Raw genomic sequence first — 26,734 nt, 5'->3', positions numbered from 1 at the left:
TTTCTCTCTTGTCTGGCGTGTTGCCTGTAGCTTAGCCCTGATGTTGGCTCTTTTGGCGCCCAGTTGGGCGGATGAGCTGGATCTTGAGGCCCGTCTTGCCGCGGTGACCAATGAGCAGCTCGTGACGCTGAGTCGTACCAATGCCTGGACCCAGCTTGGGCACTACCATGATCGTTTTTTAGGGCAAAGAAAAAGCCAAGTGCAGGATCCGCGCTTTTTTCTTGCGCTCCAAGGTCAAACCCAGCCTCAGGCCGAGTTAGAAGCCACCTGGCAGGCTTTACAAGCTTCTTTAACCTCGGCGCTAGATGAAGAAGCCGATCTGCGTTGCCGCTTTCCGGCGCGAGCCCATTGGTTGGCCACGGCATTAGACATACCACTGCCAGCGCGCCCTTGTTCGGCTTTTGATGCTTGGTATGAAGAAATCGATCCTGGCCGGCTCACTCTGGTGTTCCCTTCGGCCTATTTAAACAATGCTGCCTCAATGTTTGGGCATACACTCTTGCGGATAGATGCGGCCAATACTCAGCAGCGCCCAGACTTGGTAGCTTTTGCTGTTAACTACGCTGCTCAAGTGGATAGTCAAGATGGAGGCATGGCCTATGCCATTAAAGGCATGTTGGGGCGCTATCCAGGTTATTTTAGCCTTATGCCTTATTATGAAAAGGTGAATGAATACAACCAACTAGAAAGCCGAGATATGTGGGAGCTGCCGCTGGATATCAGCGCGGCCGGTGTCGAGCAGGTGATGCGCCATCTTTGGGAGCTGAACGAGATGCGCTTTACCTATTGGTTTTTTGATCAGAACTGCTCTTATCAACTCTTGGCCGTTTTATCCGTAGCCCAAGAAAATCTGGATTTAACGCGGGGCTTTCAAATCAAAGCGCTGCCAGTAGACACCTTGCGGGCTTTAGATCAGGCTGGACTCCTGATCGAGGAGGCTGGTTTTCGGCCTTCCTTTGCCACGCGTTTGCACAATATGGCGCAACAGATGACGGCGGATGAAGTGGAGCTAGCGCGTGTGCTGGCCTTTGATCAGCCCCATCCGCGTGATTTTCTATTGCCAGAAGGCGTGAATCAGGCGGCGATTTATGAGCTGGCGGCAGAGTGGATTAGTTTTCGTTTTCAGCACCAAGGGCTCGCGCGTGAGCAGGCAGCACCTCAAATGCATCGTCTCTTGGTGGCGCGTGCGCAGGTGAGAGGCCGCTCCGGCTTAACGACACCAGCGACGCCAGAGATCGCGCCTCACCAAGGGCATGGTACGGCGCGTTGGGGGGTGGGCTTAGGTTGGCAGGCCGATCAAGCCTACCTGAGCCTTGTCGCCCGTCCGGCTTATCATACCCGCTATGATGCTGTTGAAGGTTATCTGGCCAACGCGGAAATTAACCTCTTCGAGCTTGAACTGCGTTTTTTTGAAGATGAGCAGCGTTTAGAGCCGTGGCGGCTGAACTTGGTTGAAGTAGGAAACTATCTGCCTAGTTCACCGATTTTCTCGATGGCTGCCTGGCGGGTACAAACAGGTTTGGAGCGGACGGACCCAGAAGCCAGAACGCAGGACTCTTGGCGAGGTTTTGCCATAGGTGGTTATGGCCGAGCTTGGGGAGAGGGGCAGGATTGGATGACCTATGGTTTTGTGACTGGGCGAACAGAAATTGGACCTCAGGCTGGGCATGCACCAGAGGGAGAGGACTGGGCGCTTGGGGCGGGCATCAATCTTGGCTTTGTTTGGGCCCCTGTGCGTCCAGTGCGCTTAGGTTTGGATGCACATTGGCAGCAGTTTGTGGCTGGTCACACGGGAGCCTTTTGGTCAACAGAAGCAACAGTGCAGTGGAACTTTGCCCAGCAGCAGGCGCTGAGATTGCAAGGCGAATGGGATGAACGCGAAGAATCGAGATGGCAGGTGGGTCTAACATGGCTGCACTATTTTTAAAGTCTTTTCTTGTTGTGAGCCGCCTTCTTGTCAGGCGTATTCGTTGGGTGTTGTTGATCGGCTTTACGCTGTTGCTTGCTGGTTGTGGGCATCTTTTTTACTGGCCTGAGCCAGGTTTGCGCGGTACACCAGACCAACTTGATTTGCCTTATCGAGATGTCTTTATCGTGAATCATCAGCAGCAGCGCTTACATGGCTGGTGGCTGGAAGCACGTCTTGAAGAAGGGCAGGCTGAGCGCGGGGTGATCTATTTTTTGCATGGCAACGCGGAAAATATCAGCACTCATTTCGCCGCTTTGAACTGGATCACGCGTCATGGTTGGTCGGTTTTTATTCTGGATTATCGTGGGTTTGGGCTTTCTGAAGGCCAGCCAGGGATTGCTGGTGTGCATCATGATGCCTATGTTGGTTTGCTCTGGGTGTTGGAGGAGGCTCAGAGCCAGCAGCTGCCGGTGGTGCTTTTTGGACAGAGCCTGGGTGCCGCAACCAGTGCCACCCTATTGGGCTTGGCTCCTGAGGCTGATCAACTGGCCGCTGTGGTACTGGATAGCCCCTTTTCAGGTTATCGTCGTATTGCGCGAGAAAAAATGAGCGAGAGCTGGCTCTTATGGGCAGGACAATACCCCTTATCTTGGTTGATTCGTGATGACTATTCCCCTGAGCGCTGGATCGCACAGCGTCCACAGCACTTGCCCTTGTTGATCCTGCATAGTTGTGCGGATGCCGTCGTGCCTTGCTCGCATGGTCAGCGCCTCTTTGATCTCGCCGCAGAGCCAAAAACCTATTGGCAGGATGAACACGCACCGCATACCGGGATGTTGAATCAGTTGTATTGGCGGCGGCAATTGCTGAGTTGGTTGGATGATCTTCCGTTGCCTGAGTTTCAGGAGTAGGTGCTTTAGGAGTAGGTGCTTTAGGAGTAGGCGCTTCAATTCAGAAGCGCCATGACAACAGAAACAGGGCGCTCAACCATGTTTCATCATGAGTGTGATATCACAGCTGCTTACAAAATACCTTTGAATTTCGTTGCCAGTTGTAGAGCGCCCGTCGGCTGGTCGGCAAGTCTTCGACTGCGGCAGGCTCAAAGCCACGTTCAATAAACCAGTGGGCGGTGTGAGTGGTCAGCACAAAGAGCTGCATGATGCCTTGCTGCTTGGCTGTTTTCTCGATTTTCGCCAACAGGCGGTCACCTCGCTGTCCTTGGCGATATTCTGGGTCCACGACAACACAAGCCAGCTCAGCCTGCTGTTCATCTGGATAGGGATAGAGAGCGGCGCAGGCGATAATGCTGCCATCCAGATCAATCACTGTAAAACGATCAATTTCGGCTTCGAGCAGCTCACGCGAGCGACGAACCAGCACGCCTTTTTCTTCTAAGGGGCGCAGTAAGGCGAGCAGGCCGCCCACATCCTCAATTTTGGCTTGGCGCAGGGTTTCATAGCTGTATTGGGTAATCAGCGTGCCCGCCCCTTCACGGGTGAAGAGTTCTTCAAGCAGGCTGCCTGAATGTTGATAGCTCAACAGATGCGCACGTTTGACACCACGACGACAGGCCGTGCAGGCCGCCTGTAAATGACGAGCCAGGCAACCATATTCAGGCACATGCGGCCAGTGCTCGGCTTCAAGTGGTGTGATGTCACGAATCAACTGCCCCTGTGCATCATGTAAGCCTTCCGCCCGACCAAGCAACAGCAGCTTATCAGCCTTGAGCTCGATCGCCGCTGCGGTGGCGACTTCTTCGGCATCAAGATCAAAGGCTTCCCCTGTTGCGGAATAACCTAGCGGTGGCAAGAGCACGATATTGCCCTGATCCAGCAGGCGCTTTAAGGGCTCAACCTGAATCCGGCGCACTTCGCCCGAAAAATGAAAGTCCACGCCTTCACGCACACCCAAGGGACGCGCCATCACCAGATTGCCGCTCACCACCTGAACGCCTTGGTGCTGTAAAGAGGCTTGGCTGAGGCTCATGCTGAGACGACGCTCCAGCTCCACACGCAGCGTGCCCAGCGTCTGGATCAGTGAAGGCAGGCGTGGTGGATCAATCAGCAAGCGGCCTTGATGTTCAAGCCAGGGCAGATCCTGCGCTTCAAGGGCCTGTGCCAGCTGGGGGCGTGCTCCAAAGGTGATGACCAGCTTGATGCCGAGCGAGTAGAGCAGCGCCAGATCAGTCATCAGTTCACGCTGAAAAGGCTGGATCAGGGCATCGCCCTCAAGATGAACAACAAACACGCGACCGCGATGGGCATGGATATAGGGTGCAGCCTGGCGGAACCAGTTAATTTCGGGAGTAACCTGAGACATAAGCCGTATCTTGGTGGAAATAAAAAAACCAAGACCAGAGCTTAACGCAAGGTCTTGGTTAATCCTAGTCGTACTGTGGCTGTTCGTCTAAGAAGGGTTGACCGGGGTGAAATGGCTCCCGACCAAGCGCTTACTTTTTAAACGATGTCCGCATGCTGATTCATTAACATTAATAACATGGTCGCCAATGCGCTCCATGCGATTGAGCAGATCAATGAACACCACCCCAGCGCGTGGCGAGTAGTTCCCATTCTCAAGGCGTGTATAGTGGTTTTTGCGGAACTGGTTACGCAGCTTGTTGACGGCTTTCTCCAGTGCAATGGCTTCTTCGAGCTTCACCTGACTGGGGTCTTTGGCGATATTCTGCTCCATATTGGCCACGGCTTTTTCCAACGCCTCCATCATCACCTTGATTTCTTGGCTCGCATCTTCCGGCCAGTCTGCTTGGGACTCATGCAGGCGCTCAGTGAGCTTGGCAATTTGATGGTAGATATCGCCGATACGCTCAAGATCATTGATCATGCTTTGCATATTGCGGATGCGCTCGGTGAGGTTGCGCTCGAGATGGCTGCGCTCTGAGATGCGCACCAGATAATCCGAAATTTCTATTTCGAGCTGATCAGTGGCTTTTTCCAGCTTGCGCACTTTTTTACGCAGCTTTTCGACATCGACATTTGAATCAAACAGCAGCTGTCGCACCTGCTCATGCATCTGCACGATAATCTGAGCGAACTGCTGGATTTCCTTTTGCGCCTGTTCAACAGAGAGCAGCGGTGATGTCATGACACCGGTGCTGATATGGCGCAGGTGAAACTCATCATCTTCACCACCGCGATCAGGCTGGATATATTCAACAAACTTCACAATGTAAGGAACAAGTGCAAATAAGAACACCACGTTCAGTACGTTAAAGCTGGTGTGAAAGAGTGAGAGCGCCAAGGTGGCATTAGAACGGGCTTCTGGATCACCGCTGAGCACTGAGACGCTGCTTTCTGTCACAGACATCACCACCCAGTCGATTAAATGCAAGGCAGGATAGATCAGCGCGAGCATCCAGATCACACCGAGCATATTAAAGAAAAAGTGAAAACGTGCCGAGCGTTTGGCATGCACATTCCCCACCAAGGCCGCAATATTCGCGGTGACTGTGGTGCCGATGTTTTCGCCCAGAATCATTGCAGCAGCAATCGGGAAGGACACCCAGCCTTCAAAGAGCATCACCAGCGTAATGGCGGTGGCGGCAGAAGAAGATTGAGTCAGCAGCGTCAAAATAGTGCCGACCAGCACAAACAGTAACAGAGAAAGGAAGCCGTAATCAGTAAAAGCATCTAAAAAGGCAAACATTTCTGGATTGTTGTTGATATCTGGTACGGCACCTTTGATAAACTCCAGTCCGATAAACAGAATCCCGAATCCGACCATGGCTTCGGCGATATTGCGCCAGCGGGGATTTTTGGAGAATAAGAAAGCAAAGAAAATCCCGATGACAGCCAAGGCGATAGGGGTGATCTGAAACTTAAAGCCAAAGAGCGCAACCAGCCAAGCCGTGAGGGTGGTGCCGATATTGGCGCCCATGATCACGCCGGTGGATTGCACAAAGCTCATCAAGCCCGCATTGACAAAGCTAACCGCCATGACCGTGGTGGTGGTGGAAGATTGGGTGATGGCCGTGGTAGCAAAACCGGTGATCACGCCGGTCAGGCGATTACGCGTCATCCCGCTGAGGATGCCTTTGAGACGGTTTCCAGCAATCTTCTGTAGGCCTTCACTGAAGATTTTCATCCCGAAAATGAAAATGCCGAGCGAGCCGATCAGCTGGAGAAAGTCGAATAGCGAGTAGGACATAAGTCACCTTGGCGCGTGCTGTGTGAGACATAAAGTGAGGAAGCGGCTTGTCTTGATGACAAAAGCATGAATTTTTTCTGGCGCGATTATAACGAAATTCTGACAAAAAAAAGCAAAAGTGTGCTGTATCGCTGGCACACTGCCAATGAAGTGCAACCCCGATTGTCCCGTGTTAACACCCTCAAGGAGCACGCAGTGGGCCAAGAAATAGAACTCAAATGTCGCTTTCAGGCGGAAGATCTCCCACGTCTGATGGCGCTGCTCGCTGAGCGTGGCGAAGAGCCACCCAGTGTGCGCTTAATGGAAAACATTTATTTTGATACGCCCCAGCGTGATTTACATCGCCAGCGTATGGCGTTGCGCCTGCGTCGCGTTGGTGATCGCTGGCTGCAAACCCTGAAAACCGCAGGGCAGACTGAGGGCGCGTTGACGCAGCGCGGTGAATGGGAGGTGCCCGTGGCTCAGGCACAGCTGGAGCTAAGTGCCTTGCCCGAACTGCCGTTGACTGGCGCGTGGCAGACGCAGCTTCAACCTGTTTTTCATACCGACTTTACTCGCCATGCCTGGCAGCTCAGCTGGCCTCTGGCTGATGGCAGTAAGACGCAGCTGGAATTAGCCGCTGATATCGGCGAAGTGCGCTTGCCGCCTGGCCAGGTGATGCGTCAGCAAGGGATTGCCGAACTGGAGTTGGAGTGGATCAGTGGCCCACAAGAGGGGCTTTTTGCCTGTGCGGATTTTCTGGCGCAGCATCTGGCCCTGCATCCTGCTGTGGCGAGCAAGGCACTGCGCGGTTGGTGGCTAGCAGATGCCTATGTTGCGGACGTGCCTCGTCCAACGGTTTTGCTGGATGTGGCGGCTGTCTTACAACCACGGCAGCTGCTGCATTGGGCGGGCCAGTATGCTCAGGCCTGGATGCTGGGCCGTGAGCTGGCGCAAGTCAGTGCCGATGAAGAAGCGGGTCTTGTGGCGTATCAACAGCTGCTGGGCGTACAGGCCTTGCTGGCTTTGAGTCAGTGGTTGGCTCCAGGAAGCGCACCCTATGCGGTACGACAGGCAGTGCATCAGCTGGTGCAGGCCTTTCAGCCTTGGGTCATGAGCTGCTGGCGAGATCAAGCCTTGCATCGCTTGCCATTAGAAGGTCGCGATGCAGACTGGCGACAGCAGCAGCTGGGGTATCGTCAGCGCCGTGCTGTGCAGCGTGAATTAGAGGCAAGCTTACCACTGGGGCAGTCGAGTCTGCGCTTGGTGGCCTTTTTGAGTCAGACTGTGGATGGGGGATCTGATGCGGCTGTTCAGCGCCCCTTGGCGGCAGCGGCCTTATTGAATGCGGCACGAGCGCACCTGCGCTTGCCCCGTCAGCCTATGCATGCAGCGGGCTGGATCGCCCGTTATCCAGCGCTGGTGCGCCTGGGTTTACTATTGCAGCACCTCTGCCTGAGTGCTGAGCCGGATCGTCAGGGTGTACAGAAGATGCTTGAAGATATAGGTGAGTTGGCCGGCTTGGAGCAGCTGTCGGCAGAAACCTTTGCGACCGCCTTGGGAGAGCAGGTTCGGCAACGACGTCGTCAGGAATTATTACTGCGTCTTGGGCGCCAAGCGCAAGCACTCGGTAGGGTGGTCGGAAGAGAGAAGGTGGTTAGACCTTAGTCGAATCAAGGGGCGCAGTGATATTGACAGCCTTGAGTGGGCGTGCGAGTCTGCGCCAAGCGGCAGCTGCACTCAAGGCCAAGACTTTAGAGTTGAGGTTGAAAGCTGAGTTCCGCCGCGAACAATAAAAATGAGTCTTGGCTCAATCCGAATAAAAAAACAAAAGGTACATTCTTATGAAATTGCGTCACAAGCTCGCAGGTACTGTTGCTCTTCCTCTCGCTCTGGCTGTAGCAGCTTCTACGGCAACCGCCGCCACTATTTTTGAAAATGACCAACACCGAGTGAATTTTGGTGGTTTTGTTGCCGCACAAGCCAACTGGACGATTTTTGATGATGCAGTGGGTCAAGACAGCGATATTGATTATGGTATGAGCCTAGGGACATCACGGATGAACCTGTCTTATACGCGCCAAACAGACGCTGGCCCGATTACTATTTTGTTTGAAAATGATTTTAATGGCCCAAGTGGTAGCAACTACCGTCTGCGTCATGCGGCGATTATGTGGGATGGTTGGGTCGCTGGTTTTAGCTGGTCGGGTGCAGCTAACCTGACGGGTCTGGGCGAAACAATAGATGCTGGCGGCACAGCCAATACCTCGGCTATGGCACAGCGTACAATGGTTTTAGGTCGCAATATTCCTGTCGCTGAAGGTATGACTGTGGGTGTGTTCTTGGAGGATCGCACCAATAGCTTCTCAACAGGCGTTGGTCAAACGGATCGTGATGCTAACACAGCTCTTCCTGATGCCGTCGTGAATTTCCGTGCTAATTTGGGCGCTACACAGCTATTTGGTGCGGCGACCCTGCTGCAATTTGATGATGCTGAAGCCACAGGTGATGCAAAAACAGAAAGCCAGGTTGAGCTGACCTTTGGTGCGCGCAGCCAGATTACTGATGAACTGCGTGTGCATTTAGCGCTGACTAACACCAACGATAATGATGACACCTATGTTTCTGTTGGTGCGCAATATCGTATCAATCAGCAGCTGCGTACCAACCTGCTGGTTGAGCAAGCGCTGCGTGATGCGGATGATTCAGACTACACCGCTCTCTGGGCGAATGCCTTCTACACTATGCCTTCCGGTTGGGAATGGGGCGGTGAGCTGCGTTATATGACAGCTGATGATAATGCGGGCAAGTTAAACGGTTTAGGTGATAGCGATATGCGTATCAGCCTGCAGGCAAAATACGCTTTCTAAGCCAAGCCTGAACTCTTCTTTCGCATTGAGTGAAGTGAATCAACCCCCAGCAGTGATGCTGGGGGTTTTTTATTGGGTGGCCTGAGTGGAAAATGGTAAACTGGCTCTTTTGATTTTCACTTAAAAGCGCAAGGCTCCCACCGATGAAAGACTTGATCATAGCTCAGCTCCAGCAGCTGGTTGAAGCCCTCCAAGCTGAAGGCGTCTTCCCTGCTGATTTTTCTCCCTCTCTCCAGCTGGATAACACCAAGGATAAAGCCCACGGTGATCTGGCCACCAATCTGGCCTTGGCCGGTGCAAAAGCAGCGGGTCGAAAGCCACGAGATTTGGCCGTGTTGCTGGTTGAGCGCTTGCAAGCCCAGCCTGCGCTTGGCAAGGCTGTGGCGAAAATGGAGATCGCTGGCCCAGGTTTTATCAACTTCTTTTTAGCTCAAGATGCCCTCAGTGCCATCGTGCCGCGCATTTTGAACGAGGGTGCTCAGTTTGGCTTGGGCCAACAGGGGCAAGGACAAAAGGTGCAGGTTGAGTTTGTTTCCGCCAACCCAACTGGTCCCTTGCATATTGGCCACGGCCGAGGTGCCGCGATCGGCGATTGCCTCTGTCGATTGCTGGAAGCCACTGGCTGGGAAGTGACGCGCGAATTCTATTACAACGATGCCGGAGCGCAAATCAACAATCTGGCGCTGTCTGTTCAGGCGCGGGTGAAGGGCTTGGGTCCAGAAGATTCCAGCTGGCCTGCTGATGGGTATCGTGGCGCTTATATTCAGGATGTGGCGCAAGCCTATCTGGCCAAAGAAACCATCACGGCAGATGATCAGCAGGTCACTGGTGCGGCTGATCCTGAGGATCTTGACGCCATTCGTCGCTTTGCAGTGGCCTTTTTGCGTCGTGAGCAGGATTTGGATCTACAAGCCTTTGGTGTCAAATTTGATCGTTACTTCCTCGAGTCTTCTCTTTACGCCGAGGGTCGGGTAGAAGAAACGGTGCAGCGTTTGATTCAGCAGGGCTACACCTACGAAGAAGGTGGCGCACTCTGGTTACGCACCACGGATTTTGGCGATGACAAAGACCGTGTGATGCGTAAAACCGATGGCGGCTACACTTATTTCGTTCCTGATGTCGCCTACCACTTGAATAAATGGCAGCGTGGCTTCACTAAAGTGATTAACGAGCAAGGTGCAGATCACCACTCCACGATTACGCGTGTGCGGGCAGGCTTGCAGGCTTTGGGTGAAAACATCCCCCAAGGCTGGCCGGATTATGTGCTGCATCAGATGGTCACGGTGATGCGCTCTGGTGAAGAAGTCAAAATCTCCAAGCGGGCTGGCAGCTATGTGACGCTGCGGGATCTGATTGACGAAGTGGGCTGTGATGCCACACGTTATTTCTTGGCCGCACGTGCCCCTAGCTCTCAGCTCACTTTTGATATCGATCTGGCGCGCTCTCAATCAAATGAGAACCCGGTCTACTACATCCAGTATGCGCATGCGCGCTTATGCAGTGTCGCCCGTCAGGCTGAAGACAAGGGCTATCGCTGGTCTCTGGCGCAAGCCGAACCTGTGCTAGATCGTTTGGCCAGCGAGCAAGAACAGCAGTTATTGAAGTGGCTGGCTCGCTTCCCGGAAATACTGGCGCGCGCAGCTGAGGAACTTGAGCCGCATCAAATGGCCCAATACCTGCGTGATTTAGCGGCCGCGACCCACTCTTGGTACAATGCGCAGCAGTTTTTGGTTGAAGATGCGGCTGTGCGGACAGCCCGTTTGGCCTTGGCTGCAGCCACGCGTCAGGTCTTGGCACAGGGTCTAGGTTTATTAGGTGTGAGCGCCCCTGAGCAGATGTAAGAGGTCCTGACGCTTGGATCAACAGGATGAGGTGGATCTCACAACGGATGTTTTTGGAGAGGAAAAATGGCACAAGATTTTGCGAGTCGGCAAAGAAAACGTCCTGCTGAATCCGTGCGCAGCGCGACACCCACAGCGCCCCCCGTTGCGGCTGTCGCCCCAGCGCCGTCAGATTTTTGGAGCCTGCTTCCTGGCTGGGGGTGGTTGATCGGTGGTGGACTCCTAGGTTTGCTGATCGGTGTGCTGATTGCCAGCCCAGAATCGACCTCGCCGCCACCCACTGTGACTGAGCGTCAGGAAGCTGTTTTTGACACTGAGGGCGTCACCCGAGTGCGTGATGCGCAGCCTGAACCTGAGGCCGCCACCACCGAGCCACCGGCAAGGCAAACGGCTCGGTTTGATTTTTATACGCTCTTGCCCGAGGTCGAGGTGATCGCGCCGACAGTGGAGGCTTATCAATCCACGCCCCGTGATGCAAGCAGCGCCCCACGTTTTATGTTGCAGGTGGGCTCGTTTCGTCAGCTGCAGGATGCCCAGCGCTTAGAAGCGCGTTTGGTCGCACTGGGTTTTGAGCAGATCCAGATTCAGGCCGTAGAAACGGCGACAGGTGGCGTTTGGCATCGTGTCCAAATCGGCCCTTGGCAAGACCGCCGCCTTATGGCACGGGCGCAGGATCAATTGGCGCGTGCTGGTATCGAATTCATGTTGCTGCGCTTGCGTGATGAGCCAACAGAGGCCGCACCCAGCGCAGTTAACTCGACTCAGTAGTAACGGAGAAAAAAATGACCACGATCGTCTGTGTGAGACGGGATAATCAAGTTGTTCTCGGGGGAGATGGTCAGGTCTCTCTGGGTAACACGGTGATGAAGGGGAACGCACGTAAAGTCCGTCGTCTTTATCACGATAAAATTCTCGCCGGTTTTGCTGGAGGCACAGCCGATGCCTTCACCCTCTTTGAGCGCTTTGAAGCCCAGCTTGAAAAGCATCACGGTCAGCTGGTGCGGGCTGCTGTTGAGATGGCCAAGGATTGGCGGACGGATCGTGCCTTGCGTCGGCTTGAAGCCATGCTGGTGGTGGCCGATGAAACCGCCACCCTCTGTATCAGTGGCACTGGCGATGTCGTCGAACCCGAACATGGTGTGCTGGCGATAGGCTCAGGAGGCAACTATGCACTGGCCTCGGCGCGTGCGCTGCTGGAGAATACAGACCTGAGTGCGCGCGACATCGTTGAAAAAAGCCTGCAACTGGCCGGTGATATCTGCGTCTTCACCAATCATCAGATCACTATTGAAGGTTTGGAATCAGCATGAGCAATATGACCCCAAGAGAAATTGTCAGTGAGCTGGATCGCTTTATTGTTGGTCAAGCTGAAGCCAAGCGTTCTGTCGCGATTGCCTTGCGTAATCGCTGGCGTCGGATGCAGCTTGAACCTGAGTTGCGCGCCGAAGTGACACCCAAGAATATTCTGATGATCGGCCCAACGGGTGTGGGTAAAACTGAAATTGCACGTCGTCTGGCCAAGCTGGCTCGTGCGCCCTTTATCAAGGTTGAGGCGACCAAGTTTACCGAGGTCGGCTATGTTGGGCGTGATGTTGAAACGATCGTGCGCGATCTGACTGAATCTGCAGTCAAAATGCTGCGTGAAGAGGCGATCAGCAAGAATCGTGCGCGTGCCGAAGATGCAGCTGAAGATCGTGTTCTGGATGCCTTGCTACCCCCAGCGCGTGATGCACAGGGGCAGCTGCAAGAAACTGAAGAATCCAGCACGCGGCAGATCTTCCGTAAAAAACTGCGTGAAGGTCAGCTGGATGACAAGGAAATCGAGATCGATGTCGCTGGCCCTCAGATCGGTGTCGAAATCATGTCGCCACCAGGCATGGAAGAGATGACTCAGCAGCTTCAGAGCCTCTTCTCTAACCTGGGGCAAGAAAAGCGTAAGCGCCGTACACTGAAAATCCGCGATGCCTATAAGCTGATTCGCGATGAAGAAGCCGCACGCTTAATCAATGAAGAAGAGCTGAAGCGTGAAGCTGTCGATCTGGTTGAGCAAAACGGCATTGTCTTTTTGGACGAATTGGATAAGGTCTGCAAGCGTGGTGAGCAGAGCGGGGGCAGTGATGTCTCACGCGAAGGCGTGCAGCGTGACCTGCTGCCACTGATCGAAGGCTGCACCGTGACCACTAAATATGGCATGGTCAAGACAGACCATATCCTGTTTATTGCCTCAGGTGCTTTCCATCTGGCCAAGCCATCCGATCTGATTCCTGAGCTTCAAGGTCGCCTGCCCATTCGGGTTGAATTGAAGGCACTGACGCCTGAGGACTTCCGTCGTATCCTGACTGAACCTGATGCTTCGTTGACTCGTCAGGCTTCTGCACTGATGGCCACCGAAGGTGTGGAGCTCAGCTTTACCGATGACGGTATCGAGCGGATTGCGCAGCTGGCCTATGAGGTGAATGAAAACACCGACAATATCGGTGCTCGCCGCCTGCATACCGTGATGGAGCGTCTGCTCGAAGAAGCCAGCTACCATACAGATCGACTGGATGGCCGTCTGGTGGTGGATGCCGCCTATGTCAACCAGCAACTGGCGGATCTGGTTAAAAACCAAGATCTGTCACGCTATATTCTCTAACCTGAACTGGCTGAGTGCCTTGCGCATTCAGCCTCTTTTTTTGTGATGGCGCGTGACCGCCCCTGATTGGAGTTGCCTCGATGTCTGCCCCCCAGCCGCAGAAGATTAACTATCGCCAAAGCCGCGCTGAACTTGAGCTGACCTATGCTGATGGCACGCAGGTTGTCCTGCCAGCGGAATTGCTGCGGGTACTCTCCCCCTCTGCTGAAGTGCAGGGTCATGGTCAGCCTGTCTTGCAGGTTGAAAAAAAGGATGTCCGTATCTGGAAAATAGAGCCAGTTGGGCGCTATGCACTCAAGCTCTTTTTTGATGACGGTCATGATTCAGGCTTATTCAGTTGGGATTACCTCTGGCATCTGGCGCAGAATCAGACTCGCCTTTGGCAGAACTACCTCGATCAACTTCAGGCCGCAGGGGCACAGCGTGAGCCACGGCTCATTCCCTTGGCTGTCGATGCAGGAAGAAAATCATGAGCGATAAAAGCACGCCACCTCAGTCAGATCAGGACACCATTGATTTTGGTTATCAACAAGTGCCGCGCAATGAAAAGAAAAAGCGCGTTGCCGGTGTTTTTGATTCAGTCGCCAGCAAATACGATTTTATGAACGACATGATGTCGATGGGCATCCATCGTCTCTGGAAAAAGTTCACTATCGAGTTGTCTGGAGCCCGTCCAGGGCAGCGGATTCTGGATATAGCCGGTGGCACGGGTGATCTGACCATGCAGTTTTCGCGTCTGGTTGGGCGTCAGGGAGAGGTCATTCTGGCCGATATCAATGCGTCCATGCTCAAGGTTGGGCGAGATCGTCTGTTGGATCGGGGCTACACGGGCAATATACGCTTTGTGCAAGCCAATGCAGAAATGCTGCCCTTCCCTGATCACTACTTTGATGTGATCACCATTGCCTTTGGTCTGCGCAATGTCACCGATAAAGACAAGGCGCTGCGTGATATGACGCGTATTTTAAAGCCAGGTGGGCGCTTATTGGTGCTGGAATTCTCCAAGCCGACCAACCCAGTGATGAGTAAGGTTTATGATGCCTACTCCTTCACCGCCTTGCCGATGATGGGCAAGCTGTTTGCCGGAGACAGTGAGTCCTATCGCTATCTGGCTGAATCGATTCGCATGCACCCTGATCAGGAAACGCTGAAAGGCATGATGGAAGCGGCGGGTCTGGATGAAGTCGAGTATCACAATATGACTTCGGGTGTCGTGGCCTTGCATCGCGGTATTAAGCACTAATCGCCTTGGACGCTTGCTGAGCTGGGCCAGGGCGCGCAACAAGCCTTGGTCTCATCCATATTGATTTTCTAGAAAGGCAGACTTATGGCGCTTCCCCTATCGGCTCTGGTGACCTTTGAGAGCCTGCTCAACCCGCTATTGAATCAGCTGAAGCAAGAATCTTTGCTGGCAGAGCAAACCTGGCAGCAGTTAAATGGCCGTGTTCTGCGTTGTGAAGTACAACCCTTGGGCTGGTCTTTGGTGCTGGTGTTCTCCGATGAAGGACTGAGTCTGCTGCGCGAGACTGAGGCCGACATCGACGCTTGGATCAGCGCTTCTCCCTTCGCCTATCTCGCTTTATTGCAAGGTCGAAGTGCGCAGGTGGAAATGGGTGGAGAGACAGCCTTATTTGAGCTGTTGCAGGATTTATGGCAGCAGCTAGGCCAGGAAGCCCAGCAGCAAGTGCTGGTCCAGTTGCATCGTTGGCCCTTGGCAGGACCGGTGATCGCCCAAGGAGGAGCATGGCTGAAAAGCCTGATCGGCTTGGGTCAGCGTGCCACCCAGGCCGCGCAGCGGGATCTCAATCTCTATGTCGCCGATGAAGCTGGATTGCTGATGAATAGTGATCAGCTGCATGTCGCCGAAGAAGGTCTTTTTGCGTTGCGCCAGGAGCTGGAACGCTTAGAGGCCAAGGTGCAGCGTCTTGAGGGTCAACTCGCGGCGCAGCCGCTCTCGATGAAAGACCAAGGAGCAAACTAGGTGGGTCGTTTTTATCGTGCTTTTAAAATTGTCTGGGTGGTCATGCGTTATCGCCTAGATAGCTTAATCCCTGTTGAACGTCTCCCAGCTTGGTTGAGCCTGTTACTGAAGATCAACCCCGTGCGCCTTTTGCCCTTAGGGACACATACGCGCGGAGCACGTCTGCGTTTGGCGCTGGAAGAACTCGGCCCGATTTTTGTGAAGTTTGGGCAGATGCTCTCCACTCGGCGCGATCTGTTGCCACCGGATGTGGCCGATGAGTTGAAAAAACTACAAGATCAGGTGCCACCGATTCCGGCTCAACTGGCTCAGGCCACGATCGAGAAGGCATTGCGTCTGCCCGTTGAGCAGGCCTTTGCGCGCTTTGAATCCCAGGCGCTGGCGTCTGCCTCAGTGGCTCAGGTACACGCAGCTCAGTTGCTCACAGGCGAAGAGGTGGTCGTCAAGGTCATCCGTCCCGGCATCGAGAAGGTCATTAAAAAGGACATCCAGCTGCTGTATATGTTGGCGCATCTGGTGTTGAAGCTGGTGCCCGATGCCCATCGCCTCCACCCTGTTGAAGTGGTTGCAGACTATGAAGTCAGCCTGATGGATGAGCTGGACCTGCAGAAGGAAGCCGCCAGCACCTCGCAGCTCAAACGCAACTTCCTTGATTCCCCCTTGCTCTATGTGCCCAGTATCCACTGGTCCTTCACCCGCAGAAACATGATGGTTCAGGAACGCATCTATGGTGTGCCGGTGGCAGAGGTAGAGACCTTGCGTGCGCAGGGTGTCAATATGAAGAAATTGGCAGAGCGCGGCGTCGAGATCTTTTTCACTCAGGTGTTTCGAGATAATTTTTTTCATGCGGATATGCATCCAGGCAATATCTTTGTCGATACCCGCTTTCCGGATAATCCGCGCTATATCGCCATTGACTGCGGCATTGTCGGTTCGTTAACGGTAGAAGATCAGAACTATTTGGCCCGCAACCTGCTCGCCTTTTTTAAGCAGGATTACTATGAGGTGGCGCGCCTGCACATCGAATCTGGCTGGGTCGGTGAAGAAACTCGCGCTAATGAGTTTGCCGCGGCGATTCGCGCTGTTTGTGAGCCGATTTTTGAAAAACCGCTCAAGGATATTTCCTTTGGCCAGGTGTTGCTCGGGCTGTTCCAAACTGCGCGGCGCTTTAATATGGAAGTCCAGCCTCAGTTGGTGTTGCTCCAGAAAACTCTGCTGAATATCGAAGGTCTCGGCCGCCAGCTCTATCCTGATCTTGATTTATGGACGACCGCCAAGCCGTATCTTGAAAACTGGATGCAGCAGCGTGTTGGGCCAAGAGGGATCTGGCGCAAAGCCAAAGAAAAGCTCCCTGATTGGTTGGAGCAGATTCCAGAACTGCCTCAGCTGGCGCATGAAACGCTACGTCAATGGCAAGGCTGGCAAGAGGCTCAGCAACAGCAGCAAGCCAGCCTACAGGCTTTACAGCAGGAAATACGCCAAGCCAGTCGCCGCCCGGGACAGGTGCTGGTTGGTGGTGTTTTGCTGCTACTGGCTGCCGCTTTAGGGCTGGATTTGCCTTGGGAGCGCTTACAGGATTGGGCGGGTTGGCCGTGGCTTTTCGGTGGTCTAGGGCTCTTTTTACTGCTGCGGCGTTAAACCAGTGGCCTATGGTATGGTGCGGGTCTTTAGGCTATCCTTGCCTACCTGCTGATCAAGACCCAAGGGCAGAGGTGTTGAAACCCATGGCCCCAGTTTTTGAGTGATAAACAAATGATCCATTTTTTAGAGCAGCTCGAGCAGCAACTTGAAGAACGTCGCCATGCTGATCCAGCTTCTTCTTACGTTGCCCAGCTCCATAGTCGTGGACTGAACAAGATTCTAGAGAAGGTCGGTGAAGAAGCCACCGAAACCTTGCTCGCCGCTAAGGATGCCGCCCTGAGCGGAGATCATCGCGAAGTGATTAGTGAGACGGCTGACCTGTGGTTTCATACCTTGGTCATGCTTTCTCATTTAGGATTGAGCCACCAGCAGGTGCTGGACGAACTGGCAAGAAGAATGGGTGTCTCTGGTTTAGATGAAAAAGCCAGCCGTCCCTCAACATCACGCGTTACCGGCGCCTGATTTGAAGATTGGTGAAGTCAAAACAGCTGGATAAACCAGCGTAGATAGATCTGTAGAGTGGAGCAAAATCATGGGTTTAGGTGGCATTAGCATTTGGCAGTTACTGATCGTACTCGGCATTATTATCTTGATTTTTGGGACCAAAAAACTCCGTGGTTTGGGCTCGGATTTAGGCAGTGCCGTCAAGGGCTTTAAGTCAGCACTCAAAGATGGCGAGCAGCAGGCAGATCAACCTGCTCAGCAGCAAGAAAAACGCCAGCCAGAAAGTCTGGATGTCGAAGCCAAGCGTGTTGATGAGACGACAAGCAGCACAACACGTTCTGAGCAAGAGCAAAAATAAGGCAGCATCAACCTATGTTTGATATTGGCTTTTTAGAATTGCTGCTGGTGGCGGTGGTGGGCCTATTGGTTTTAGGCCCCCAACGCTTGCCTCAGGCTGCCCGCACGCTGGGCCTGTACATTGGACGCATTAAGCGCTCTGTGGCGGGCATCCAACAAGAGGTGAATCAGCAGTTGCAGCTTGAAGAAATGCGCCAGCGTTTGGCTGAGCATGAGCAGCGCGTCAAGGCCGGCTTGGTACAGGCTGAGCAGGAGATGGTGCAAGAGACTGCCGCATCAGAGGCTCTGCCCTCAACGCCAGATTCGATCCATCATCAGCCGCCAGAAGCACCTGCCACAACCGAGCCTGCCTCTGATGTCGCCAGCACGCCCACCCAGTCAAATGTGACCAAGGATACACCTCAATGAGTGCGGATCCCTCCAAGCCTTCATCGACAGAAGCCCACGCGCCTCTTGTTGAGCACTTGATGGAGTTGCGTGATCGGCTACTGCGGATTGTGATTGCCGTGATCTTGGCCTTCTTGTGTCTGGTGTATTTCGCGAATGATATCTATCTGTTTGTCTCTGAGCCGTTAAGAGGTATTTTGCCTGAAGGTGGTCATATGATTGCCACTGAGGTGACTTCGCCCTTTTTCGCGCCCTTTAAGCTGACGCTATATGTCGCTTTTATATTGAGCATCCCCTATATCCTGTATCAAATCTGGGCTTTTATTGCCCCAGGCTTGTATGAGCAGGAAAAGAAGCTCGCTATTCCTTTATTGGTTTCCAGCATCCTGCTTTTTTATGCCGGTATCGCTTTTGCTTATTATGTGGTGTTCCCCATTCTTTTCCCGTTTTTTATTGCGGCTGCGCCTGAAACGGTTGGGGTCATGACGGATATCAACGCCTATCTGAGTTTTGTACTGAAGATCTTTTTTGCCTTTGGTGTGGCTTTTGAAGTGCCGATTGCCACAGTGTTATTGATTAAAGCTGGGGCAACGGATGTAAAAAGCCTGGCCTCAAAGCGCCTCTATGTGATCTTAGGCTGCTTTGTCGTTGCCATGTTGCTGACACCGCCAGATCCCTTCTCACAAACCCTGCTGGCTATTCCACTGTGGCTGCTTTTTGAGCTGGGTTTATTGATTGCCCGTCTTTTGCCTGCCACGAATCAAGAGGCGGCCTAAGACGCTTCTGGTGGACATCACGAGCAGGTTCGCACCAAGCCTCGCTTTGATTTAAAGCTACTCCACGAGTTCAGCTGAAACCGATCATAGAACCCAGCGCAATGCTGGGTTCTTTGTTATGTGTCAACGCCTTATTTTTGTTAGGATGCTATAAATAATAAGTGGGATTTTTTACCCTGCACATGGAGTCCGAGATGGTAGAAAGTAGTCATGTCTTATTTGAGGATGATGAGCACCAGGTCATTTGGTTCGGTTGGGAAGATCCAGATGCAGAAGAAAGTTTGGTGCAATCCAATCAGGTTTTAGTCATCAATCAGGATCAGGGTTACTTGTTTGATCCAGGTGGTGCTTTTATTTTTTCAGAAGTCGCAGCAGAAGTGAGCAAGTATCTACCGCTGGATCAGATACGCTATCTGCTCGCCACCCATCAAGATCCAGATGTGCTCTCCTCGGTGACTCTTTGGTTGAAGGCGACCCGTGCCCGTTTGCTCGTCTCACGCCTGTGGATACGCTTTGTGTCCCATTTTGGCTTTAGTGATCCAACACGACTGATCGCGATAGAAGACAAGGGCAAGATGATCAAGCTGCCCGCTGGCGGTGAAATCGTGCTGCTGCCTGCTCATTTTTTGCATAGTGAAGGCAACTTTAGTTTCTACGATACCCGCTCGAAGATTTTGTTTTCTGGTGATATAGGTGCGGCTGTTTTTCCTAAGGGTGAGCGTTATTTAATGGTCAAGGATTGGGAGGAGCACCTAGCCTACACCGAGGGGTTTCATCGCCGCTATATGGGCAACAATGCTGCATTGCGTAAATGGGTAGCGATGGTGCGTCAATATCCGGTTGAAATGATCGTTCCTCAACATGGTGCCGTGATCGGGAAAGAGCATATTCCTGCCTTTTTGACATGGTTAGAAAACCTGCAATGTGGCACAGATTTGCTGGATGAGTTTTATGGTTTTTAGTCTCAGGTGCCCATCGATCTATCGGACCTAGAGGGAAGACCGAAGGACGAGCGAGCATCAAACCAGGGAGAAGCAAAGGATGAGTGAGCGTCTTGAAGCCAGCCGCCTTCTTTATGAAGATGATGAACATCAGTTTGTCTGGTTCGGTTGGGAGGAAGAAGAACAGGCCAGTTCTTTTGTGCAAACCAACCAGTGTCTGATTATTAATCGCGACCAAGGCGTGCTGTTTGATCCCGGTGGCAGCTATGTCTTTCATCAGGTGCTTGAGCAGGTCAGTCGCTACCTGCATCCGCGGCAGATTACGACCTTGATTGCCACCCACCAAGACCCTGATGTCTGCTCTTCGGCACCCTATTGGATGAAAATCAGTGATGCCAAGCTTTTGATCTCACGTCTGTGGCTGCATTTTGTGTCTCACTTTGGCTTGGATGAGCCGGAGCATGTTGAACCGATTCCGGATCAAGGCCTGCGTCTACCCCTGCCTTCAGGTGATCATTTGCATCTGTTGCCCGCGCACTTTCTGCATAGCGAAGGTAACTTTAGTGTTTTTGATGAGCGCTCAGGAATTCTATTCAGCGGCGATATTGGTGCCTCGATTTTCCCAGCGGGTCAGCGTGCTTTATTCGTTGAGGATTTTGAAGAGCACACCCGCTATATGCTGTCTTTTCATCAGCGCTATATGCACTCCAATGCGGTCTGTCGTCATTGGGTGCAACAGGTGCGCGCGCTTCCGGTCAAGATGATTGTGCCACAGCATGGGGCCATGTTTGCCGAGGAGCAGGTCAGCGCATTTTTAGATTGGTTTGAGGCCTTGCAGTGCGGCGGAGACTTTCTCCAGTCGATCTATGCAGGTCAACCCGTTTAGGGGCAGAAGGATTGCAAGGATAACCCTATGTTGCTGCGAGACTTTGAATTATCACGCATCACACCCGAGCACTTAAAGGTGAACCGGCCGGTGCCTTGGCCGATTTATGATGAATTCGGCAAGCTGCTGATGGCCAGAGGTGCGCTGCTGCGCTCAGAGCGCCAGAAAGAAATCTTGGCAAGAGTGGGTTTGTTTGCCAAGGATGCTGAAGAGACCCCAGCCTCTCCTGTGCCCCAGCCCTTACGCTTTCGTCGTCGAGTCAATCCCTTTGCTGAGTTTGATGAGCTGTGCTTGAAGCTGGAAGAAGCTTTTGAGCTGATCGATCAGGATACACCACCGCCCGTCGGGCTGGTGCAGAAGCGGATTTACGACATTATCGTCACGCTACAGGGCCTGCGTGATTATGATGCTGATGCGCTGCTTGGCGCGGTGCACTTATCGGATCAGTTTGCCTATCCCATTCATCATCCGATGCAAATTGCCGTGTTGGCTGAGCTGATTTTAGAGCGCTTGCAAGCCCCGCAGGAGGTGCGCCTTGCGGTGATGGCCGCTTGTCTCACCTGCAATGTAGCGATGAACCCCTATCAGCAGCGTTTGCATCAGCAGAAATCACCGTTAAACGCGCAACAGCGCAAGGTGATTAATCGCCACCCTGAACAGGGCGTACAAAAGCTGCAGCAGGCGGGGGTGACAGATGATCTTTGGTTGGAGATCATTGCCCAGCACCATGAAAAGCTCGATGGCAGTGGTTATCCACGCGCCTTGAAGGGGGATCAAATACGTCGTGAGGCGCGTGTGGTGGCGCTGGCCGATGTCTATAGTGCGATGGTGACACCAAGACCCTATCGCAGCCCGATCAAGCATAAAGATTCCTTGCGTGAGATTTTTATTCGCCGTGGTAGCCAGTTTGATGAAAAACTCACCCTGTTGTTCCTTAATGAACTTGGGGTTTATCCGCCTGGCGTGTATGTGCGCTTAAATAATGGTGAGTTGGCGGTGGTGATAGGTCGGACTTCTGATCCAAAAGCGCCTTTGGTCGCCAGTGTGCGCAAAGCGGATGGCGATTTATTCTTATCGCCAAGGCGGCGCAATACAGCCTCGCGCCAGTTTGCGATTAAAAGCGTGTGCCCAGTCAATGAGCGGATGCGGGTGAATCCAGCGACGCTGTGGGGAATTGATGCACTGCGTATTACGCAGGTGATGCCGGATTTATCGAGCATCGCGGATCTTATCTAGAAACATCTGGAGTTCATCTAGAGAGACTTGGGTTGAATTATTGAATCTAGGCCCCTTGGATCTGAGACTGAGACCGCAGCCACGGTCTCAGTGCAATCCTGGTGATGTGCTTTATTTGATCAACTCCAGCACCTTATCGACCAGCTTGAAAATACCGACCTTAGCCTCACTGAGGCGGGTGGCCATCATATAAGCGGGTGTGGTGACAAGCAGATGCTGTTGGTCGACCACGATTTCATCCGCATCGGCACTTTTATGCAGTGCGCCCATCTCTGTTAATGCACCGCTGACGCCAGCATCGCGCCCGATGGTGCAGACCACGCCGGGGCCGATCAATTCAGCACTGAGTGCCGGTGCAATACACATCAGGCCGATCGGCTTTTTGGCGCTGACAAAGGCCTGAGTGAAGGCTTTTACCTGCGGCTCTACACTGGCTTTGGCACCCTGGGTCGCAAAATCAGAGAAGTTCTTGGCCACGCCAAAGCCGCCGGGCAGAATCAAGGCATCAAAGTCTTCTTCCTGGGCTTGATCTAGTGCCAAGATATCGCCTCGTGCGAGGCGGGCCGCTTCTTGTAAAACCGAGCGCTTGGCATCAGCCTCGACTTCTCCGCTCAGGTGATTGACCACCTCCTGCTGTGGGATATCAGGTGCAATGCATTGATATTTCACACCCTGTTCATCTAAACGCAGTAAGGTGAGGACGGTTTCATAGATTTCGGCACCGTCATAGACACCGCAACCAGATAAGAGGACAGCCACTTTTTTGCTCATGATCAACTCCTTAGATAAAGGCAAGAGGTGCTTTTGTTGGACTCGCTGTGATCGACTCTAGTGGGCTTTAGACAGCAAGGCAAGTGCACCTTGTGCCTGCGACAAATTGTAAGCTGAGGAGCACGCTATCTCTTGGGCACTCCTGATATACTGATTCGACTATGAATGACGAAAGGAGTTAGCCATGTATTTGGCCCACCGTACTTTTCCTGCGACTCGTCTGCGCCGTATGCGTGCAGATGCTTTCTCCCGTCAGTTGATGCAAGAGCATCGCTTGGCGCCGCAGGATTTGATTCTGCCGGTTTTTGTTCAAGAAGGTGATAATCAGCGTGAAGCTATTCCTTCCATGCCAGGTGTCGAGCGCTTGAGCTTGGATCTTCTTCTTCAAGAAGCGCGTGAAATTGCTGATTTAGGCATACCGGCGATGGCGCTTTTTCCGGTTGTGGGGGTAGAAGGCAAAAGTGAGTTGGCCGAAGAGGCTTATAACCCGAACGGCCTAGTCCAGCGCAGTGTGCGGGTTTTGAAAGAGGCAGTGCCTGAGCTCGGTATTATCACCGATGTCGCTCTTGACCCTTATACCACCCATGGTCAGGATGGCATTATCGATGAGCAGGGTTATGTGTTGAATGATCGCACGGTCGAAACCTTGGTCAAGCAGGCGCTTTCCCATGCTGAGGCGGGTGCAGATATGCTGGCACCCTCGGATATGATGGATGGCCGCATTGGGCAGATACGTCAGGTGTTGGAGCAGGAGCAGCTAGTCAATACACGGATTTTCTCCTATGCCGCTAAGTATGCTTCTCACTATTATGGGCCTTTCCGTGATGCGGTGGGTTCTGCGGCCAATTTGGGTAAGGCCGATAAAAAGACCTATCAGATGGACCCAGCCAATTCAGATGAGGCCCTGCACGAGGTCGCGATGGATCTGGTCGAAGGTGCGGATATGGTGATGATTAAACCCGGTTTGCCGTATCTGGATATCGTTCATCGAATCAAAAAAGAGCTGGGCGTGCCCACCTTTGTCTATCAAGTCAGCGGCGAATACGCGATGCAGATGAATGCGATAGAAAAGGGGTGGCTGAGTGAAGAGAGTATGATGGAAGCCTTGTTATGCATGAAACGGGCAGGTGCGGATGGCATTTTGACCTACTATGCCAAGCGTGCTGCCCAGATATTGCGTGGCGTTTAACCGCCTACGCAGACCTTCTCAGTCAGGCCGTGAGTGAGCCAGCTGGTCTGACTGAAGCGTTCCGCGCAATTGGGTGATGACTCAGTTGATCAGGCACTGCTGGCTCGTGTGGCTCAAAAGGAAGGCAGGATGACAGAGACAATAAAAAAGACCGCTTCATCGTCAACAACAAACCGGCAGCGTGCAGCACGAGGTGGCTCTGCACGCAAGCGCGCGGCGCACACCAGTACTTCACCCAATGATGCGCTACAGCAGAATGCCTCACAAGGCAGCGGCGTACCGAACAGCGCTGCATCGGCCAGTTCTGCTCAAGACACTTCCTCATCAGCGAGCCCGTCACCGAAAAGCCCTTTACCGAAAAGCTCTGTACCGAAAAGCCCAGCACGAGCGCGACCAACCCGTGCCAAAGCGGCTGCGGCGGCCAAGGCTGCGGCTCATGCTGAACCCAGTGGGATCGAGGGCGAGGCAGCACCCATTGCAGAAGCCAATACCACAACCCAAGATGCGTCTTTAGTTGATGAGCAGGCGAGCAATACGCCGCCGCGTGCCACCTTGCGTATCAATCAAACCAAGGGTGGGGTGCGGCGACGCAAACCCGATGCCAGCATTAATTTGGATGCGCCTGAGTGGTACTTTAATCGTGAGTTATCGCATTTAGAGTTCAATATCCGTGTGCTGGAGCAATCACTGGATACCAGTCACCCTCTGCTTAATCGCTTGCTCTTTTTATTGATCTTTTCCAGTAATCTGGATGAGTTCTTTGAGATACGGGTTGCAGGATTAAGGCGTCAAGTGGCGTTTGAGCGTGAGAAATCAGGGATTGATGGGCGTCGCCCGACTGAGGTGCTGAAAGAAATCTCACGCCTGTGTCATGAGCAGGTCGAGCGCCAATATAGCATTTTAAATGACCAGCTGATTCCGGCGATGGAAGAGCAGAATATCCGCTTTATCCGCCGTGATCAGTGGACTCCCGCGCAGAGCGCTTGGGTGGAGGATTTCTTCATGCAGGAAATTCTGCCGGTGATCAGTCCTATCGGTCTGGATCCTTCGCACCCCTTTCCGCGCCTGGTCAATAAAAGCCTGAACTTTATCGTCTCGCTGGAAGGCAAGGATGCGTTTGGCCGCGAAGGCGGCATGGCGATTCTGCCGGCGCCGCGCTCTTTGGCACGTTTGGTCAGGCTGCCGGATGAGCTGGTTGAATCGGGCGATCATTTTGTCTTCTTGTCTTCTGTTATCCACGCGCATGCTGAGCGTCTTTTTCCGGGGATGAAGGTCAAGGGCTGCTATCAGTTCCGTATTACGCGCAACGCCGATTTGAGCGTTGATTCAGAAGAAGTCTCGGATCTGGCCAGTGCTTTACGGGGTGAACTCTTATCGCGTCGCTATGGTGATGCGGTGCGTCTAGAGGTGGCGGATAACTGCCCTGATGACCTGATCGCCTTTTTGCTCAAGCAGTTTAACCTTAGCGAAGACGAGCTGTATCGCGTCAATGGTCCAGTGAATCTCAATCGTTTGATGGCGGTGATGGGATTGGTGGATCGTCCAGACTTGCAATATGCGCCTTTTACGCCCGGTTTACCCAAGCTGCTGCGTAAAGAAGCTGGCTCGATTTTTAATGCCATCCGCCAAGGCGATATTCTGCTGCACCACCCGTTTGAGAGCTTTTCTCCTGTCGAAGATCTGTTGCGTGAAGCCGCGACTGATCCAGATGTTGTGGCGATTAAGCAGACACTTTATCGCACTGGGCCAGACTCGAATATCGTCAGTGCCTTGGTGGATGCTGCGCGTAATGGTAAGGAAGTCACGGTGGTGATTGAACTGCGCGCGCGCTTTGATGAAGCCGATAATTTGACGCTGGCCAGCCGTTTACAGGAGGCGGGAGCCATCGTGATCTATGGCGTGGTGGCCTATAAGACGCATGCCAAGATGATGCACCTGCTGCGGCGTGAAAACGGCCAGCTACGTCATTATGCCCATCTTGGTACGGGCAACTATCACGCCAAGACCGCGCGCCTCTATACTGACTATGCGCTGCTGACTGCCAATCAAGCTCTCTGTGAAGATGTGCACCGTGTGTTCTTGCAGCTTTGTGGTATGGGGCAGGTGCTGAACATGAATACCCTGCTGCATGCGCCCTTTACCTTGCATAAGCGTTTGATCGAGATGATTGAGCGAGAAGCTGAGCATGCCCAAGCGGGTAAAAAAGCCCGTATTCTGATTAAAACCAACTCAGTCACCGAGCCGCGTCTGATTAAAGCCTTGTATCGTGCCAGTCAGGCTGGCGTGGTGGTGGATATGATCGTGCGCGGTATCTGCTGTTTGCGCCCTGGCGTGCCTGAGGTCTCAGAAAACATCCGTGTACGCTCGATTATTGGCCGCTTTTTGGAGCATACGCGCGTTTTCTGTTTCCACAATGATGGGCAGGATGAAGTCTATTGCGCCAGTGCTGATTTTATGGAGCGCAATATGTTCCATCGTGTGGAAACCTGCTTTCCGCTGTTGGAGGGCAAGTTGGCACATCGCGTGCGCAAGGATCTGGAAACCTACCTGCTGGATAACTGCCAAAGCTGGGAGCTACAAAGCGATGGCCACTATCTTCTGAACTCACCGGCAGAAGGCGAGGCGGAGGTCAGTGCTCAAGAAACGCTACTCGATGCCTATGCCGAAAAAGCCAGCTAGGGAACCTTTGATCAGCGCAGCATGACCAAGCACAGTAGTTAATCAGGG

General features: G+C 53.1%; 24 protein-coding genes. 21 read left to right on the top strand and 3 right to left on the bottom strand.

Annotated elements, in window-relative coordinates; genetic code table 11:
• Positions 1-40: 40 nt before the first annotated feature.
• Both V6U78_RS06240 and V6U78_RS06235 read left to right on the top strand, forming a co-directional pair.
• Positions 41-1,927: an Lnb N-terminal periplasmic domain-containing protein gene (locus V6U78_RS06240; protein WP_405338528.1), complete on the top strand. Its 1,887-nt coding sequence runs from the start codon at positions 41-43 to the stop codon at positions 1,925-1,927.
• Positions 1,909-2,820, top strand: a complete 912-nt coding sequence (locus tag V6U78_RS06235) for an alpha/beta hydrolase (protein WP_405338526.1) — start codon at positions 1,909-1,911, stop codon at positions 2,818-2,820. The genes V6U78_RS06240 and V6U78_RS06235 overlap by 19 nt, the downstream gene beginning before the upstream one ends.
• A 100-nt stretch (positions 2,821-2,920) precedes the next feature.
• On the opposite strand, the gene argA is transcribed toward V6U78_RS06235, so the two are convergent.
• Complete coding sequence (gene argA, locus V6U78_RS06230; RefSeq protein WP_405338524.1) at positions 2,921-4,228, bottom strand: amino-acid N-acetyltransferase; 1,308 nt, start codon at positions 4,226-4,228, stop codon at positions 2,921-2,923.
• Positions 4,229-4,315: 87 nt separating this feature from the next.
• Positions 4,316-6,073, bottom strand: a complete 1,758-nt coding sequence (locus V6U78_RS06225) for a Na/Pi cotransporter family protein (protein ID WP_405338522.1) — start codon at positions 6,071-6,073, stop codon at positions 4,316-4,318.
• Between the two features lie 195 nt (positions 6,074-6,268).
• On the opposite strand from V6U78_RS06225, the gene V6U78_RS06220 reads away from it, so the two are divergent.
• The 17 genes from V6U78_RS06220 to V6U78_RS06140 all read left to right on the top strand — a co-directional run bounded on the left by V6U78_RS06220 (position 6,269) and on the right by V6U78_RS06140 (position 22,047).
• Entirely contained in the window at positions 6,269-7,720 is a 1,452-nt protein-coding gene (locus V6U78_RS06220) for a CYTH domain-containing protein (RefSeq protein WP_405338520.1), read from the top strand.
• A 176-nt stretch (positions 7,721-7,896) separates the two neighbouring features.
• Positions 7,897-8,922, top strand: a complete 1,026-nt coding sequence (locus V6U78_RS06215) for a hypothetical protein (RefSeq protein ID WP_405338518.1) — start codon at positions 7,897-7,899, stop codon at positions 8,920-8,922.
• Positions 8,923-9,065: 143 nt separating this feature from the next.
• Positions 9,066-10,763, top strand: a complete 1,698-nt coding sequence (gene argS, locus V6U78_RS06210) for an arginine--tRNA ligase (RefSeq protein ID WP_405338516.1) — start codon at positions 9,066-9,068, stop codon at positions 10,761-10,763.
• A 66-nt stretch (positions 10,764-10,829) separates the two neighbouring features.
• The gene (locus tag V6U78_RS06205) at positions 10,830-11,531 is read left to right on the top strand and encodes an SPOR domain-containing protein (protein ID WP_405338514.1); all 702 of its coding nucleotides are present in this window, start codon (positions 10,830-10,832) and stop codon (positions 11,529-11,531) included.
• 14 nt (positions 11,532-11,545) lie between these two features.
• A complete protein-coding gene (gene hslV, locus V6U78_RS06200) occupies positions 11,546-12,073 on the top strand; it encodes an ATP-dependent protease subunit HslV (protein ID WP_405338512.1) in 528 nt (175 codons plus the stop codon).
• Positions 12,070-13,398 carry an ATP-dependent protease ATPase subunit HslU gene (gene hslU, locus V6U78_RS06195; RefSeq protein ID WP_405338510.1) on the top strand — a complete coding sequence of 443 codons (1,329 nt, stop codon included), beginning with the start codon at positions 12,070-12,072 and terminating at the stop codon, positions 13,396-13,398. The genes hslV and hslU overlap by 4 nt, the downstream gene beginning before the upstream one ends.
• Positions 13,399-13,478: 80 nt before the next feature.
• On the top strand, positions 13,479-13,871 hold the full coding sequence (locus tag V6U78_RS06190) for a gamma-butyrobetaine hydroxylase-like domain-containing protein (protein WP_405338508.1): 393 nt from the start codon (positions 13,479-13,481) through the stop codon (positions 13,869-13,871).
• Positions 13,868-14,641, top strand: coding sequence for a bifunctional demethylmenaquinone methyltransferase/2-methoxy-6-polyprenyl-1,4-benzoquinol methylase UbiE (gene ubiE / locus V6U78_RS06185; RefSeq protein ID WP_405338506.1), 774 nt, complete (start codon positions 13,868-13,870; stop codon positions 14,639-14,641). Before V6U78_RS06190 ends, ubiE begins: the two co-directional genes overlap by 4 nt.
• Before the next feature lie 84 nt (positions 14,642-14,725).
• On the top strand, positions 14,726-15,379 hold the full coding sequence (locus V6U78_RS06180; RefSeq protein ID WP_405338504.1) for an SCP2 sterol-binding domain-containing protein: 654 nt from the start codon (positions 14,726-14,728) through the stop codon (positions 15,377-15,379).
• On the top strand, positions 15,380-17,017 hold the full coding sequence (gene ubiB, locus V6U78_RS06175) for a ubiquinone biosynthesis regulatory protein kinase UbiB (protein WP_405338502.1): 1,638 nt from the start codon (positions 15,380-15,382) through the stop codon (positions 17,015-17,017). It abuts the gene before it with no gap.
• A gap of 114 nt (positions 17,018-17,131) precedes the next feature.
• Entirely contained in the window at positions 17,132-17,482 is a 351-nt protein-coding gene (locus V6U78_RS06170; RefSeq protein ID WP_405338500.1) for a phosphoribosyl-ATP diphosphatase, read from the top strand.
• Positions 17,483-17,552: 70 nt separating this feature from the next.
• On the top strand, positions 17,553-17,822 hold the full coding sequence (tatA, locus tag V6U78_RS06165; RefSeq protein WP_405338498.1) for a Sec-independent protein translocase subunit TatA: 270 nt from the start codon (positions 17,553-17,555) through the stop codon (positions 17,820-17,822).
• A gap of 14 nt (positions 17,823-17,836) precedes the next feature.
• Positions 17,837-18,229 (top strand): Sec-independent protein translocase protein TatB, encoded by a 393-nt coding sequence (gene tatB, locus V6U78_RS06160; RefSeq protein ID WP_405338496.1) that lies wholly within the window; start codon positions 17,837-17,839, stop codon positions 18,227-18,229.
• Positions 18,226-18,984, top strand: a complete 759-nt coding sequence (gene tatC, locus V6U78_RS06155) for a twin-arginine translocase subunit TatC (protein WP_405338494.1) — start codon at positions 18,226-18,228, stop codon at positions 18,982-18,984. The genes tatB and tatC overlap by 4 nt, the downstream gene beginning before the upstream one ends.
• A 194-nt stretch (positions 18,985-19,178) precedes the next feature.
• Positions 19,179-19,946 (top strand): oxygen-binding di-iron domain-containing protein, encoded by a 768-nt coding sequence (locus V6U78_RS06150; protein ID WP_405338492.1) that lies wholly within the window; start codon positions 19,179-19,181, stop codon positions 19,944-19,946.
• 79 nt (positions 19,947-20,025) lie between these two features.
• Positions 20,026-20,811, top strand: coding sequence for an oxygen-binding di-iron domain-containing protein (locus tag V6U78_RS06145; protein WP_405338490.1), 786 nt, complete (start codon positions 20,026-20,028; stop codon positions 20,809-20,811).
• 27 nt (positions 20,812-20,838) lie between these two features.
• Entirely contained in the window at positions 20,839-22,047 is a 1,209-nt protein-coding gene (locus tag V6U78_RS06140; protein WP_405338488.1) for an HD-GYP domain-containing protein, read from the top strand.
• Between the two features lie 111 nt (positions 22,048-22,158).
• Here V6U78_RS06140 and elbB read toward each other — a convergent pair whose 3' ends face one another.
• Entirely contained in the window at positions 22,159-22,818 is a 660-nt protein-coding gene (gene elbB / locus V6U78_RS06135) for an isoprenoid biosynthesis glyoxalase ElbB (RefSeq protein WP_405338486.1), read from the bottom strand.
• 184 nt (positions 22,819-23,002) lie between these two features.
• On the opposite strand from elbB, the gene hemB reads away from it, so the two are divergent.
• The gene (gene hemB / locus V6U78_RS06130) at positions 23,003-24,007 is read left to right on the top strand and encodes a porphobilinogen synthase (RefSeq protein WP_405338484.1); all 1,005 of its coding nucleotides are present in this window, start codon (positions 23,003-23,005) and stop codon (positions 24,005-24,007) included.
• 129 nt (positions 24,008-24,136) lie between these two features.
• A complete protein-coding gene (gene ppk1, locus V6U78_RS06125; protein ID WP_405338482.1) occupies positions 24,137-26,686 on the top strand; it encodes a polyphosphate kinase 1 in 2,550 nt (849 codons plus the stop codon).
• Positions 26,687-26,734: the final 48 nt, after the last annotated feature.

The organism is Marinospirillum alkalitolerans, from assembly GCF_045055655.1.
In the GTDB taxonomy this organism is placed as follows: Bacteria; Pseudomonadota; Gammaproteobacteria; order Pseudomonadales; family Halomonadaceae; genus Marinospirillum; species Marinospirillum alkalitolerans.
Note: the sequence above shows the minus strand (reverse complement) of the source record. Positions and strands in the feature narration are given on the sequence as shown.

Bases quoted from the DNA above. Each gene is read 5' to 3' on its own strand.
- V6U78_RS06240 (WP_405338528.1), top strand. From the start codon at position 41: ATGTTGGCTCTTTTGGCGCCCAGTTGGGCGGATGAGCTGGATCTTGAG.
- V6U78_RS06235 (WP_405338526.1), top strand. From the start codon at position 1,909: ATGGCTGCACTATTTTTAAAGTCTTTTCTTGTTGTGAGCCGCCTTCTT.
- argA (WP_405338524.1), bottom strand. From the start codon at position 4,228: ATGTCTCAGGTTACTCCCGAAATTAACTGGTTCCGCCAGGCTGCACCC.
- V6U78_RS06225 (WP_405338522.1), bottom strand. From the start codon at position 6,073: ATGTCCTACTCGCTATTCGACTTTCTCCAGCTGATCGGCTCGCTCGGC.
- V6U78_RS06215 (WP_405338518.1), top strand. From the start codon at position 7,897: ATGAAATTGCGTCACAAGCTCGCAGGTACTGTTGCTCTTCCTCTCGCT.
- argS (WP_405338516.1), top strand. From the start codon at position 9,066: ATGAAAGACTTGATCATAGCTCAGCTCCAGCAGCTGGTTGAAGCCCTC.
- V6U78_RS06205 (WP_405338514.1), top strand. From the start codon at position 10,830: ATGGCACAAGATTTTGCGAGTCGGCAAAGAAAACGTCCTGCTGAATCC.
- hslV (WP_405338512.1), top strand. From the start codon at position 11,546: ATGACCACGATCGTCTGTGTGAGACGGGATAATCAAGTTGTTCTCGGG.
- hslU (WP_405338510.1), top strand. From the start codon at position 12,070: ATGAGCAATATGACCCCAAGAGAAATTGTCAGTGAGCTGGATCGCTTT.
- V6U78_RS06190 (WP_405338508.1), top strand. From the start codon at position 13,479: ATGTCTGCCCCCCAGCCGCAGAAGATTAACTATCGCCAAAGCCGCGCT.
- ubiE (WP_405338506.1), top strand. From the start codon at position 13,868: ATGAGCGATAAAAGCACGCCACCTCAGTCAGATCAGGACACCATTGAT.
- V6U78_RS06180 (WP_405338504.1), top strand. From the start codon at position 14,726: ATGGCGCTTCCCCTATCGGCTCTGGTGACCTTTGAGAGCCTGCTCAAC.
- V6U78_RS06170 (WP_405338500.1), top strand. From the start codon at position 17,132: ATGATCCATTTTTTAGAGCAGCTCGAGCAGCAACTTGAAGAACGTCGC.
- tatA (WP_405338498.1), top strand. From the start codon at position 17,553: ATGGGTTTAGGTGGCATTAGCATTTGGCAGTTACTGATCGTACTCGGC.
- tatB (WP_405338496.1), top strand. From the start codon at position 17,837: ATGTTTGATATTGGCTTTTTAGAATTGCTGCTGGTGGCGGTGGTGGGC.
- tatC (WP_405338494.1), top strand. From the start codon at position 18,226: ATGAGTGCGGATCCCTCCAAGCCTTCATCGACAGAAGCCCACGCGCCT.
- V6U78_RS06150 (WP_405338492.1), top strand. From the start codon at position 19,179: ATGGTAGAAAGTAGTCATGTCTTATTTGAGGATGATGAGCACCAGGTC.
- V6U78_RS06145 (WP_405338490.1), top strand. From the start codon at position 20,026: ATGAGTGAGCGTCTTGAAGCCAGCCGCCTTCTTTATGAAGATGATGAA.
- V6U78_RS06140 (WP_405338488.1), top strand. From the start codon at position 20,839: ATGTTGCTGCGAGACTTTGAATTATCACGCATCACACCCGAGCACTTA.
- elbB (WP_405338486.1), bottom strand. From the start codon at position 22,818: ATGAGCAAAAAAGTGGCTGTCCTCTTATCTGGTTGCGGTGTCTATGAC.
- hemB (WP_405338484.1), top strand. From the start codon at position 23,003: ATGTATTTGGCCCACCGTACTTTTCCTGCGACTCGTCTGCGCCGTATG.
- ppk1 (WP_405338482.1), top strand. From the start codon at position 24,137: ATGACAGAGACAATAAAAAAGACCGCTTCATCGTCAACAACAAACCGG.